The organism is Duganella sp. 1411 (assembly GCF_017833525.1).
GTDB lineage: Bacteria > Pseudomonadota > Gammaproteobacteria > Burkholderiales > Burkholderiaceae_D > Rugamonas.
This window is the reverse complement of sequence record NZ_JAFICD010000008.1, coordinates 128,473-141,279: the sequence shown is the minus strand read 5'-3', so window position 1 is coordinate 141,279 and position 12,807 is coordinate 128,473. Positions and strand designations below refer to the sequence as shown.

Genomic DNA, 12,807 nt, shown 5'->3' with positions numbered 1-12,807 from the left:
TCGGAAATCTAATTTATCCCCTTCTGCGGCGACAGACGTTGAGTGACATCATCGCTTGCCGTTGGTGGTCTGGCTGGATGATGCACGCGGAATCGCGCACCTGATTGTAGGCGGCCGGATCGTCTAAGTGACAGGGGGCGACTATGCTGAGACGTCTGCACACGGCTGCTCCGTTCCTTACTGGTCCGGAGTTGGCAATATCTATCATTCCTTAGATCGGCGGCAAGCGACACCTTGCCGATGGCAATAACCCACCAGTGGGGCTTGTGGCGATCATGGGCACTTCAGATCAGCCCGGGTTTTCATGATGTGGCGTTTTTGTGCGGAAGTCGTGTCTTGCGCGTATGCCGCGCACAGGAGGGCGGGGCAAAGTTCAGCGCTGGAAAAGGTGTGGATGTGCGATAGCTGACCTGCCGCAGCCAGTTTCGAGAACGCAAGCGCATCATAGTCTTCCTCCAGTTCTCGGAGGTCTAGCCAAGTTTCCTTCCACAAAATTCCGCCTGGTTGGGGAATGCCCAGATAGTAGCCGGGGCGGTCGCCGTCGTGGCAGCACGCCGGGGAAGAAGTACGATGATATTGTTGGCTTGTGAGAAGCCGGTAAACGATATCCCTATCGGGTCGGATGGCCAGAACCAGCAGATGTTTAGTCAGCGGTGCGCCTGTGTTCGCGTCCGCATAGAACGCGGCATGCCGCCAGACCTCACCTGGCGCGGGCATTAGTAGCCTTCGGCTACCGGAGTTGCGACGCCGTGGGCTTCGCGCGCTGATTCCAAAATCAATTCCCGGTTCGGGGCATCGTCCGGTATCGCCAGCTCATACGGGATTGTTTTGTGATCGCCTTGGCCATCTGCCCAGATCTTGTCCCACGCGCCGTTGTGCTCGTGAGTGAAATCAATCATCTTTTGGGATTTATTGGCGAGATACTGATTGCAAAGGGACTCAAGGATCGTTAGCTGACGCGGCGTGAAGTCTTCATCGTTGAACTCTATCCCTTGGCGAACGTGCACGCTCTCACGGACATGATCATACTGCGGCTCTTTAACGATCTCGATGGCACTTGACAGGTCCTCCTTGAGGGCAGTCCATTCGCGCATGAGCTCAGATGGAACAGGGCCGAACTTCCACGCCTCGTACTCCAATCCCGTGACACTTTTTCCCGTTTGCTTGAAGTGCTCAAAATCCATCATGTAAAGCAATTTGAAAAGTTTGACCTTGCCACAGGCCTGCGTATTCTTGGCAAAGAATATGATTGCGTTCTTCAGGCGCGACCGTGAGATTGAACTTTTCATAATTTAAGTATAGTGGCTTTGACGCTGCTGTCTAGGGGAGAGTGGACCTAAACCACTGATTTATGCTTTGCGGCAATGTGGATGTTGGCGGCTCTGGTGGGCGCGAACTCAAGCCTGCGTCAATGCGCGGGCATCAACGAAAAAAGCCCAGTCGATGACTGGGCTTTTCTCTTAATTCTTTGGGGTGGCTGATGGGGCTCGAACCCACGACAACAGGAATCACAATCCTGGACTCTACCAACTGAGCTACAGCCACCACTGTCTTACATCACTTATCCAGCTATTCGCTGAACAGGTGCCGAATTATACAAGCCTGATTTAAATCCTGCAAATCTAAATGCAAAGTTTCCTGCGAAAGATGAAGTTTTGCTCAGACTTTAACTTTTTCGACCGGCGGATGCAGCCCCAGCAGCTTGTCGAAGGCGGGCGCCAGAGCGCCGATGTCGGCCGTGGTATAGCCGCGCAGCGTAGGTTCGGCGGCAGCACCGTCGGGCGCGCGCAGCAACCCCGCCGCCTCCAGCAGCCGCACCAGCTGGCGCGCCACCGCGTCGCCGGTATCGATCAAGGCGACCTCGGCGCGCGCATGGTCGCGCAGCACGCGCTCGATGCCGGCCTTGACGAACGGATAGTGGGTGCAGCCGAGCACCAGCGTATCGGCGCCCTGGTCCAGCAGCGGTGCAATATAGCGCTCCAGCATGGCGCCGATGGCCGGCGCCTCCAGGTCGCCCAGCTCGATCAGGTCGACCAGCCCGACCGCCGGCTGCAGCAGGAACTCGGTCTTGCTGGCGGCGGAGATCTGCTCGCGCAGTTGCAGGAATTTTTCGCCCTTGAGCGTGCGCGCCGTCGCCAGCACGCCGACCTTGCCGTTGCGCGTGGCGGCAACGGCCGGCTTCAAGCCCGGCTCGACGCCGACTACCGGCAAATCCGGATAGCGCGCCCGCACCGCCTTGATGGCGGCCACGGTGGCGGTGTTGCAGGCCACCACCAGCGCCTTGGCGCCGTGCTCGAGCAGGAACGCCGTCACGGCCAGCGCGCGCTCGACGACAAACTGCTCGGTCTTGTCGCCATACGGCGCGTGACCGGAATCGGCGAAGTACATCAGATGCTCATTGGGCAGCTGCGCGCGGATATGGCGCAGCACCGACAGCCCGCCCACGCCGGAATCGAAAACGCCGATCGGCGCCTCGGCCGATGTTTTGGCCAAAGCGCCGCCCACAGCGCTGGTTATGTGGGGGCGGGCGCTGGTCATCAGGCGGCGACGACCGGAACGTTCAACTGCTCGATCTTGGCTTTCCACTCCGCCGGGCCGGTGTTGTGCACCGAGGTGCCGGCGGCGTCGACGGCCACCGTGACCGGCATGTCGACCACGTCGAACTCGTAGATCGCTTCCATGCCCATGTCGGCGAAGCCGAGCACCTTGGCGCCCTTGATCGCCTTCGAGACCAGGTAGGCCGAGCCGCCGACCGCCATCAGGTAGGCCGACTGGTGCTTCTTGATCGACTCGATGGCGACCGGGCCGCGCTCGGCCTTGCCGATCATGGCGATCAGGCCGGTTTTCTCGAGCATCATGTCGGTGAACTTGTCCATGCGGGTGGCCGTGGTCGGGCCGGCCGGGCCGACGACCTCGTCACGCACCGGATCGACCGGGCCGACGTAGTAGATCACGCGGTTCTTGAAGTCGACCGGCAATTCCTCGCCCTTGGCCAGCATGTCCTGGATGCGCTTGTGCGCGGCGTCGCGGCCGGTCAGCATTTTGCCGTTGAGCAGCAGGGTCTGGCCCGGCTTCCACGAGGCGACTTCTTCCTTGGTCAAGGTGTTGAGGTCGACGCGCTTGGATTTTTCGGTGTCCGGCGCCCACGAAACGTCGGGCCAGGTCGACAGCGGAGGCGGCGTCATGTAGGCCGGGCCGGAGCCGTCCAGCACGAAGTGGCCGTGGCGGGTGGCCGCGCAGTTGGGGATCATCGCCACCGGCTTGGAGGCCGCGTGGGTCGGGTGCATCATGATTTTGACGTCCAGCACGGTCGTCAGGCCGCCCAAGCCCTGCGCGCCGATGCCCAGCGAGTTGATCTTGTCGCACAGTTCGATGCGCAGCTCTTCGAGCTTGTTCTGCGGGCCGCGCTGTTTCAGTTCGAACATGTCGATGTCTTCCATCAGCACTTCCTTGGCCATCAGCATGGCCTTCTCGGCGGTGCCGCCGATGCCGATGCCCAGCATGCCCGGCGGGCACCAGCCGGCGCCCATGGTCGGCACGGTCTTCATGACCCAGTCGATCAGCGAATCGGACGGGTTCATCATGATCATCTTGGACTTGTTTTCCGAGCCGCCGCCCTTGGCCGCGACCTTGACGTCGACGGTGTTGCCCTCGACCAGTTCCATGTGGACCACGGCCGGCGTGTTGTCCTTGGTGTTCTTGCGGTCGAAGTGCGGGTCGGCGACGATCGAGGCGCGCAGCTTGTTGTCGTCGAAGTTGTACGCGCGGCGCACGCCCTCGTTGACGGCGTCGGTGACGGTGCCGGTGAAGCCCTCGAAGCGCACGCCCATGCCGATTTTCAGGAAGACGTTGACGATGCCGGTGTCCTGGCAGATCGGACGCTTGCCTTCCGCGCACATGCGCGAGTTCGTCAGGATCTGCGCGATCGCGTCCTTGGCCGCCGGGCTCTGCTCGTGCTCGTAGGCGCGCGCCAGGTGCTCGATGTAGTCGGCGGGGTGGTAGTAGCTGATGTACTGCAGCGCGGCGGCGACGGATTCGATCAGGTCTTCTTGCTTTATGATGGTCATGATGTTCTCGCGAGGGAAGGAATGGTGCTTAGTGGGACTTGGAATCTTGGTGCGTCAGCGTGGTCAGGCGGTCGGTGTAGGCGATCGCCATGGCCGACAGCAGGAAGGCGACATGGATCACGGTTTGCGCGATCAGCACCTTGGGCTCGTAGGACGCGGCGTTGATGAAGGTTTTCAACAGATGGATTGACGAGATGCCGATGATCGCCATGGCCAGCTTGGTTTTCAGCACGGAGGCGTTGACGTGCGACAGCCACTCGGGCTGGTCCGGATGGCTCTCCAGGTTCATGCGCGACACGAAGGTCTCGTAGCCGCCGATGATGACCATGACCAGCAGGTTGGAAATCATGACCACGTCGATCAGGCCCAGCACGACCAGCATGATGGTGGTTTCATTGAGTTTGGTCGGCATCGAGCCGCTGTTGGGCACGGCGACGGCCTGGAAGATATGCTGGAGCGCCGTCTCGTTGCCCATGGCCGCGCCGATCAGGTCCTTGAGTTCGACCCAGAAATGGAACACGTAGACGCACTGCGCCAGGATCAAGCCCAGATACAGCGGCAGCTGCAGCCAGCGGGTCATGAAGATAAACGCTGGCAGCGGGCGCAGCTTGGGTTTAGGATCGGTCATTAAGGCGGGACTCCTGAAAATGAGGCAGACTATATAAAGGTTGCCGACATTTTACACGTGCTGCCCAGCAATCGCACCGTCGTGTCGCGCCGCGACGCCGGGGCGTAGCGCCGCAGAAATATTGGTAAAATTATACATCGGCGCCGCGGCTAGCAGTCTGTAAGGGCTCAGTAAGCGACAAAGTTTATGTTGGTGCAAAACGATTACAAACACTGGAGACAAGCATGAGCAGCACTACCACGCAACAAGGTCCACAGGAATCCCGCATCTTCACACCACCGGCAGCGTTCGCCGCGCAAGCGACGGTCGCCGGTATGGACGCCTACAACGCGCTGTGCGCCGAAGCGGAGGCCGACTACGAAGGCTTCTGGTCGCGCCTGGCGAAAGAGCACCTGGTCTGGCAAAAGCCGTTCACCAAGACCCTCAACGAAGACGACGCGCCGTTCTACAAATGGTTCGAGGACGGCCACCTGAACGTCTCGTACAACTGCCTGGACCGCAACCTGCAGAACGGCAACGCCGACAAGACCGCCATCATCTTCGAGGCGGACGACGGCATGTCGACCAACGTCAGCTACCGCGAGTTGCACGAAAAGGTCTGCAAATTCGCCAACGGCCTCAAATCGCGCGGCATCAAGAAGGGCGACCGCGTCATCATCTACATGTCGATGTCGGTCGAAGGCGTGGCCGCGATGCAGGCGTGCGCGCGCATCGGCGCCACGCACTCGGTGGTGTTCGGCGGCTTCTCGGCCAAATCGCTGCAGGAGCGCATCATCGACGCCGGCGCGGTGGCCGTCATCACGGCCGACGAGCAACTGCGCGGCGGCAAGCACCTGCCGTTGAAAGCCATCGTCGACGAAGCGCTGGCGCTCGGCGGCTGCGACACCATCAAGGACGTCATCGTCTACCGCCGCACGGGCGGCACGATCGCCTTCAAGGAAGGGCGCGACCTGTGGCTGCACGAGCTGGTCGCCAACCAGCCGGCCGAATGCGAACCGGAATGGGTCGACGCCGAGCACCCGCTGTTCATCCTCTACACGTCCGGCTCGACCGGCACGCCGAAGGGCGTGCAGCACTCGAGCGGCGGCTACCTGCTGTGGGCCGCGCTGACGATGAAATGGAGCTTCGACATCAAGCCGACGGATGTGTACTGGTGCACCGCCGACATCGGCTGGGTGACGGGCCACAGCTACATCGCCTACGGCCCGACGGCGGTGGGCGCCACGCAGGTGGTGTTCGAAGGCATCCCGACCTTCCCGAACGCCGGGCGCTTCTGGGACACCATCGCCAAGCACAAGGTCAGCATCTTCTACACGGCGCCGACGGCGATCCGCTCGCTGATCAAGGCCTCCGACGTCGACCCGAAAGTGCATCCGAAAAACTACGACCTGTCGTCGCTGCGCCTGCTGGGCACCGTGGGCGAGCCGATCAATCCGGAAGCGTGGATGTGGTACTACACGCAGGTGGGCGGCGAAAAATGCCCGATCGTCGACACCTTCTGGCAGACGGAAACGGGCGGCCACATGATCACGCCGCTGCCGGGCGCCACCCCGATGGTGCCGGGCTCGTGCACGCTGCCGCTGCCGGGCATCATGACCGCCATCGTCGACGAAGCGGGCGTGGACGTGCCGAACGGGCAGGGCGGCATTTTGGTCGTCAAGCGTCCGTGGCCGTCGATGATCCGCACCATCTGGAACAACCCCGAGCGCTTCAAGACCAGCTACTTCCCGGAGGAGCTGGGCGGCAAGATGTACCTCGCCGGCGACGGCGCCATCCGCAACAAGGAGACCGGCTACTTCACCATCACCGGCCGCATCGACGACGTGCTCAACGTCTCGGGTCACCGCATGGGCACGATGGAAATCGAATCGGCGCTGGTGGCCAACCCGTTGGTGGCGGAGGCGGCGGTGGTGGGCAAGCCGGACGACACGACGGGCGAATCGATTTGCGCGTTCGTCGTCCTCAAGCAAGCGCGGCCGACCGGCGACGAAGCCAAAAAGCTCGCGCTCGAGTTGCGCAACTGGGTCGCCAAGGAAATCGGCCCGATCGCCAAGCCGAAGGAAATCCGCTTCGGCGACAACCTGCCGAAGACGCGTTCGGGCAAGATCATGCGGCGCCTGCTGCGCGTGCTGGCCAAGGGCGAAACGATCACGCAGGACGTCTCGACCCTGGAAAACCCGGCCATCCTCGAGCAGCTCAAGGAAGCCTCCTGATGCAATGAAAATGGCGCCGCGTGTTCAGCGCGGCGCCAGCATCTTGGTCACGCGCTCGCACAGCGCATCGATATTAAACGGCTTGGTCATCACCTCGACGCCCTCGTCGAGCTGCCCGCCGCCGAACACGGCGGTCTGCGCGTAGCCGGTCAAAAACAGCACGCGTAATTGCGGCCGGTTCACCCGGCCGGCCTCCGCCATTTGGCGGCCGTTCATCCCGCCCGGCAAGCCGACATCGCTGATCAGCAAATCCACGTGCGTGTCCGACTGCAGCAGCGCCAGGCCGGCGGCGCTATCGGCCGCCTCGATCACGTCGTAGCCCATATCCTGCAAGATATCGACGATCAGCAAGCGCACGCTCGGCTCGTCGTCGACCACCAGCACGGTCGCGTGGTTGGCATGGGCGGTTGGCAGCTGCGGCTGGGCGGAAGCGGGCGCCGGCTCGGGCACGCCATGATGGCGCGGCAAGTAGATACACACGGTGGTGCCGCGGCCCACCTCCGAATAAATGCGCACCAGGCCGCCGGACTGCTTGGCGAAGCCGTACACCATCGACAGGCCCAGGCCGGTGCCTTCGCCAGGCTGCTTGGTGGTAAAGAACGGCTCGAACACGCGGCTCATCACCTCGGGCGCGATGCCGGTGCCGGAATCGGTCACGCTCAGCGACAGATACTCGCCCTCGGGCATTTGCTGGGCGGCGGCGGCGCGCTGGCTCAACTGCTGGTTGGCGGTCGCGATACGGATATGGCCGCCGCCGGGCATCGCATCGCGCGCGTTGATGCACAGGTTCAGCAGCGAATTTTCCAGCTGTGACGCATCGACGAGCGCCGTCCACAGGTCGCGCGCGCCGATCACCTCGATCGCCACGGCCGGGCCGACGGTCCGCCGCAGCAACTCCTCCATGCCCAGCACCAGGCGGTTGACATCGGTGGGTTTCGGATCGAGGGTCTGCTGGCGTGAAAAGGCCAGCAAGCGATGGGTGAGGGCGGCGGCGCGCTTGGCCGCGTCGCTGGCGGTCTCGATATAGCGGGCGATATCGCCGAAGCGGCCCTGGGCGGCGCGCAGCTTCATCAGCTCCAGGCTGCCGTTAACGCCGGCCAGCAAGTTATTAAAATCATGGGCCAGGCCGCCGGTCAGCTGGCCGACGGCCTCCATCTTCTGGGCCTGGCGCAGGGCGTCCTCGGCCGAGCGGAGCGCCTCGGCGTTCTCGCGTTCCGACGTGAAATCGCGGCCGACGGCGTAGATGCTATCGGCATCGGCCTGGGTCGACCACGAGATCCAGCGGTAGCTGCCGTCCTTGTGGCGATAGCGGTTATCGAAGCGGGTATGGTAGCCGCCGTCGGCCAGTTCCTGGACGCCGGCGATGGTGCGGTCGATATCGTCGGGATGCAGCAATTCCATCAGGTTGGCGCCGACCAGGTCGTCGTTGTCCCAGCCGAGTACGTCTTTCCATGCCGGATTGACGGTCTTGATGCGGCCGTCGAAGCCGCAGCGCAGCATGATATCGGTGGACAACTCCCACAGACGGTTGCGGTCGCGGGTGGTTTCATCGACGGTGCGTTCCAGCGTTTGCTGGGCCTGGTGGATCGCCCTTTCCCTGCGCACCTGTTCGGTGATCTCGATACCCTGGTTGAACAGGCCGGCGATCTTGCCGTCCTCGCCGACGATGGGGGCGGCGGAAAAATTCCATATCGTCTGTTCCAGGTGACCGTGGCGCAGGATCATCAACTCGACGTTGCTGCTTGAAAAACCGATGCCGGTTGCCATCGCCTGGTGGAATTGCGGGGCGACCTGCTCCCAGGCGCTGCCCCACACCTCGGCCACGGGTTTGCCGAGGGCGGCGGGATGGCGGTCGGCCATCGAGGGGATGTAGGCGTCGTTGTAGAGCATGCACATTTCGGGACCCCACAGGATGGTGCCGAGGATGGGGGAGTTCAGGCAGGCGGACACGACCGAGCGCAGCGATTGCGGCCAGGTGTGGGGATCGCCCAGGCACGACGTCGACCAATCGTGGGCGCGCATGCGGGCGCCCATTTCGCCGCCGTTGTCCATGAAAGATAGCGAAGTCGTCATAGGTGTCTTTTGATGTGGCGGGTTCGCGGGCCGGGGTTGGTGGCTTGGTTTTTTTTGCGGTTGTTTTTGTGGTCTGCTGCGCGGGATGGCGCGGTGTTTGTCGTTGCCGGGGCGCGGTTGGGGGCCAGGCGGAAGGGTATCGGGTCGCCGCCACGGTGTTTGCTGGCCGCTTAGCGGCAGGGTGGGGGGACGCGGGTAATTGTAGCTTAGGATTTGGTTGGGAGGGTTGTTGGGGTGTGGCGGGGGAAATAAAGTTGGTGGTATGGGGAATGTTTGTTATAATTCGCGGCTTCTCCGAGAGGGGAAGGAATGCAGGAGAGGTGGATGAGTGGTTGAAGTCGCACGCCTGGAAAGCGTGTATAGGTTCATAGCCTATCGGGGGTTCGAATCCCCCTCTCTCCGCCAAGAATAGAAATGTAAAAAAGGCCACCCTCGGGTGGCCTTTTTGCATTTCTTTCGTGGCGGAGAGAAGCAGGGCCCCTGCGGGCCCTGCGCGGGGGATTCGAAGGCCTCGCCCCTGCAGGGGCGTGCCGCTCCGAATCGTCCGACTGCCGCCGCGTTAGCGGTGGCGCGCCGGGAGGCGCAGCGCGGAGCGCAAAAAATTCCTGGCAACACTATTTCACTTGATTAATCTCTGATTGTCAGCCAGACCTGCGCCCCGCTGCGTTTCTGCTCGACAAAAGGCACGATGCTTACGCAGGCTTGGATCGATTACTGCGCTGCTCTGCCAGAAGTTTCTGAGCTCACGTCGACATCCAGGCCGATACAGCCGTGATAGTGCATGGCTTCGTACACGTCCCCGCTGGGATTGACCCCGCCGATGACTATCACAAGTTTCTTGACCGGTGCGCTTTTGAGCCCCTTCATGATCCACTCCATCTCGTGCTGCTGGCACAACGGGCAGGCGTCGCTGGCGTGGTGCACCACCAGCACCGGCAGCTTGAGGGCGACGACGAGCCGTGACGGTCAGGCCAGCGACAGGCACAGCTCACGCCCCAGCGCCGACAGAGCGGCCGCCACGGTGTCGATCTTGGTCGAGTGGCCCAGGTCGAGAATACGCGTCACTTCCTGCGGCTTAACGCCCATGCGGCGCGCCAGCTCGGCAGGGATGACCTTCTGCGACAACATCTCGTTGAGCAGCAGGACCTTTGCGGACAGGTTGATCGGCAAGCTGATCATGCGCTCGCCCGGCTTCGCTTTCGACGGCGCCGGCACTGGCCGACGATCCTCAAAGTAGAAATCCATCGCGGTGATCAGTGCGTCGCGCGCCATGTCGAGCGCTTCCTGTTCGGTATCTCCCTGCGTGATCGCCTCCGGGATATCGCGGAAGGTGACGACGAAGCCGCCGGTTTCGGGTGTAAAGGTAGATGGATATTTCATAGTTTCCGCGCCCCTTGCTGCCGCAGCCACCTTACAAACTCACTCTGTTTCACCACACCTCCTTTCGTTGTTCGATGTGATGAGGGTAAACAAAAATGCTTATACTTACAAGATAAATATAAACATTTTTGCTTATTCTTCGCACCTGCGTATCCTGATGTCGCTGTCCATCCGCCGCCAGTAAATGTCTGCGGCGGGCAAAAAAGACTGCGCCGGGCGGGCTCGTTTAAGGCTTGGGTTGAGGCGCAACCGATGCTGGCGCGGGCGGCGCGTAGACGATGATAGGTGCTGGCTGCGCCGCCGGTGTTGCGGCTGACTTCGGTCCTACATTGTTGAGCACGAAGGTCATGATGGTGATGGTGACCGCAGCGACGCCGATCACCGTGCCTACAATCCACTTGGTCATGTCCGCGAAGCCCTTGTGCATGTCTTTGCGCAACTCGGCAAACTTGGCATCGACCCCGGCGCACTTTCCGTCAATCTTCACTTCCAAGGTCGCGATACGACCATCCATTCTGGTTTCGATGGTTTCGAGGCGAGCGTCGAGCACTTCTTGGGTGACGGAGTCCATGTTGACGATCATCGGACGGTTCACTATCGTTGTCAATCGGACCAGTCCTCGATCAATGTGAGCGGCGTCATAGGGCCGTGGCCTTTGCGGCAATCTGGGTCGGAAACTGGCGGTTCTGGTTCCTGTTGCTTAAAGCGAAGTTATTGAAGGGTCATAAGACAGTATCTCGACGCTAATCATGTAACGTAAGGGCTCGGCGGACCGTCGTGATCCGCTCTGAGCCGCCGACGGAGCTTGGCGGATTACGCTTCGCTAATCCGCCCTACGTGGTTTAGATGGGCTCTTAAGGTGATGGCATGGGGTTAGGCCTGGACGTCAATTCACCGGGTTTTTCATCCACTCCGCCATCAAATCCACCACCTCTTTCTCCTGCCCGATAAAGCCGTGATAGTGCATGGCCTCGCACACATCCCCGCTGGGGTTGCCCCCGCCGGTGACCATCACCAGTTTCTTGACCGGCGCGTTTTTCAGCCCCTTCATGATCCAGTCCATCTCGTGCGGCTGGCAGATCGGGCAGGCGTCGCTGGCGTGGTGCACCACCAGCACCGGCAGCTTGAGCGCGGCCAAGTTCTGCGCCGGCACCGCGCCCCGTTTTTTGAACGCCGTCACGCTGGAGGTCAGCACCAGGCCGGCGATGCCGGCGTCACCCGTGCTGCCGATCGCGACATAGGTGGCCGAGATGGTGCCGCGGCTGGTGCCCACCAGCCAGATCGGCGCCGCGCTCTTGGTGCGCACGAATTCCAACGCCGCGCGCACGTCGGTAAGATGCTTTTCGTCGACCCGGTCGCTGTAGTCGAGCGCCGGGGTGTCGCTGGGCAGCCCGAAGATGGCGACGTTGAAGCCGTCGGCCAAAAACAGCGCCACGCTGCGCGCCAGGAAGTTGCGGCTGCTCGGCTTGCCGTCGACCACTTTGCCGTAGCCGCCATTCCCTCCGGTGAACAGGAACACCGTTGCTTTGGCGTCCTCCCGCGCTTCCCAGTAGACGCTGGTTTCAACGCCCGGCCGGGTGGCCACCTTGAAGGTCTGCCCGTCCGCGTGCGCCACAAGGCTGCACATCATCAACATCCATGCCGCCACCCACCGGATTGCCTTCATCGTACGCTCAGGCACTACCATTACGAACGCTTGCGGCGCGCGGCGAAGCCCACCGCGCCGAGGCCGGCAAACATCATCATATAAGTACCCGGTTCAGGGACGGCCGATGGGGACGCCGCTGGGGACAAGGACATCAGTTGTGCGCCAAATGAGAAGAACTCCGCGCCATCGAGCGTGGACAGACCGCCGCCGAAGCCGGATTGCGCCAACAGTCCTGGGAATAAGGTGTTGATGGAGGCAGGCATCGCGGCGGAGTTCAGCAACTTGCCATTCAAGTCGCCAAGGCCGAACGAGGCGCTACTGCGCAGGTCCACGCCGTGGTCCTGGGCCATCATAAAGCTCTGGAAGAGCAGCGAATCGCTGGGCGTGGCGTTGACGACCGACGCGAAGCCAGGATCGGCGCTGGCGTAACTGAAGCCGCCTGTCGCCAATTTGTATTCCAGTTTGAAGGTGGGCAGGCGATAGTCGTAGGAGGTTCCAGGAGTGGAGGGATCGCTGTCCTGCAGGAACTGGGCGTTGGCGGCGTCGTAGGTGATCGTGCCGACTAATTTCTCCCCGCGCGCGATGTGGCGCCCGGCTAACTCGGCGTAATCGACATCGTGAAAGCCGCCGTCATCGGTGGTGGCGACTAGCGAGTTCACCTCGGCGGTAAAAGTGTAGCTTACCGGCTTGGCTTGGGCGATGGACACCGCGCCGGCGAGGGAGAGTGCCAGCGCGACCGTGGTCGGGTTGAAATTAGCCATGTTTGTAATCCACTGAAAGTGAGAGGAAAGTCATTGT

The 12,807-nt window shown here is 61.9% G+C and carries 12 protein-coding genes and 2 tRNA genes; 2 read left to right on the top strand and 12 right to left on the bottom strand.

Annotation, left to right across the window (positions count from 1 at the left end; all coding sequences use genetic code 11):
• Nucleotides 1-273 precede the first annotated feature (273 nt).
• From JOD97_RS28765 to JOD97_RS28740, 6 genes are all read right to left on the bottom strand, one after another.
• Entirely contained in the window at nucleotides 274-717 is a 444-nt protein-coding gene (locus JOD97_RS28765) for a hypothetical protein (protein ID WP_209726120.1), read from the bottom strand.
• Entirely contained in the window at nucleotides 717-1,289 is a 573-nt protein-coding gene (locus tag JOD97_RS28760) for a Panacea domain-containing protein (RefSeq protein WP_209726118.1), read from the bottom strand. Before JOD97_RS28760 ends, JOD97_RS28765 begins: the two co-directional genes overlap by 1 nt.
• A gap of 180 nt (nucleotides 1,290-1,469) precedes the next feature.
• Nucleotides 1,470-1,545, bottom strand: a tRNA-His gene (locus tag JOD97_RS28755).
• A 114-nt stretch (nucleotides 1,546-1,659) separates the two neighbouring features.
• A complete protein-coding gene (gene murI / locus JOD97_RS28750) occupies nucleotides 1,660-2,538 on the bottom strand; it encodes a glutamate racemase (RefSeq protein WP_209726116.1) in 879 nt (292 codons plus the stop codon).
• Complete coding sequence (locus JOD97_RS28745) at nucleotides 2,538-4,067, bottom strand: fumarate hydratase (protein ID WP_209726113.1); 1,530 nt, start codon at nucleotides 4,065-4,067, stop codon at nucleotides 2,538-2,540. The genes murI and JOD97_RS28745 overlap by 1 nt, the downstream gene beginning before the upstream one ends.
• Before the next feature lie 28 nt (nucleotides 4,068-4,095).
• The gene (locus tag JOD97_RS28740; protein ID WP_209726111.1) at nucleotides 4,096-4,695 is read right to left on the bottom strand and encodes a TIGR00645 family protein; all 600 of its coding nucleotides are present in this window, start codon (nucleotides 4,693-4,695) and stop codon (nucleotides 4,096-4,098) included.
• A 224-nt stretch (nucleotides 4,696-4,919) separates the two neighbouring features.
• Here JOD97_RS28740 and acs point away from each other — a divergent pair, with 224 nt between their 5' ends.
• Nucleotides 4,920-6,908 carry an acetate--CoA ligase gene (gene acs / locus JOD97_RS28735; protein WP_209726109.1) on the top strand — a complete coding sequence of 663 codons (1,989 nt, stop codon included), beginning with the start codon at nucleotides 4,920-4,922 and terminating at the stop codon, nucleotides 6,906-6,908.
• A gap of 24 nt (nucleotides 6,909-6,932) precedes the next feature.
• Here acs and JOD97_RS28730 read toward each other — a convergent pair whose 3' ends face one another.
• Entirely contained in the window at nucleotides 6,933-8,981 is a 2,049-nt protein-coding gene (locus JOD97_RS28730; protein ID WP_209726107.1) for a PAS domain-containing sensor histidine kinase, read from the bottom strand.
• Between the two features lie 314 nt (nucleotides 8,982-9,295).
• Between JOD97_RS28730 and JOD97_RS28725 the strand changes: the two genes are divergently transcribed.
• Nucleotides 9,296-9,386: transfer RNA gene (locus JOD97_RS28725), tRNA-Ser, on the top strand.
• Between the two features lie 306 nt (nucleotides 9,387-9,692).
• Here JOD97_RS28725 and JOD97_RS28720 read toward each other — a convergent pair.
• The 5 genes from JOD97_RS28720 to JOD97_RS32860 form a co-directional block, all read right to left on the bottom strand.
• The gene (locus JOD97_RS28720; RefSeq protein ID WP_209726106.1) at nucleotides 9,693-9,848 is read right to left on the bottom strand and encodes a hypothetical protein; all 156 of its coding nucleotides are present in this window, start codon (nucleotides 9,846-9,848) and stop codon (nucleotides 9,693-9,695) included.
• Nucleotides 9,849-9,947: 99 nt separating this feature from the next.
• Nucleotides 9,948-10,361 (bottom strand): type II toxin-antitoxin system HicB family antitoxin, encoded by a 414-nt coding sequence (locus JOD97_RS28715; RefSeq protein WP_209726104.1) that lies wholly within the window; start codon nucleotides 10,359-10,361, stop codon nucleotides 9,948-9,950.
• 226 nt (nucleotides 10,362-10,587) lie between these two features.
• Nucleotides 10,588-10,944: a hypothetical protein gene (locus JOD97_RS28710; RefSeq protein WP_209726102.1), complete on the bottom strand. Its 357-nt coding sequence runs from the start codon at nucleotides 10,942-10,944 to the stop codon at nucleotides 10,588-10,590.
• 303 nt (nucleotides 10,945-11,247) lie between these two features.
• Complete coding sequence (locus tag JOD97_RS28705) at nucleotides 11,248-12,027, bottom strand: alpha/beta hydrolase (RefSeq protein ID WP_229264797.1); 780 nt, start codon at nucleotides 12,025-12,027, stop codon at nucleotides 11,248-11,250.
• A gap of 20 nt (nucleotides 12,028-12,047) precedes the next feature.
• Nucleotides 12,048-12,770, bottom strand: a complete 723-nt coding sequence (locus tag JOD97_RS32860) for a PEP-CTERM sorting domain-containing protein (RefSeq protein ID WP_229264796.1) — start codon at nucleotides 12,768-12,770, stop codon at nucleotides 12,048-12,050.
• Nucleotides 12,771-12,807: the final 37 nt, after the last annotated feature.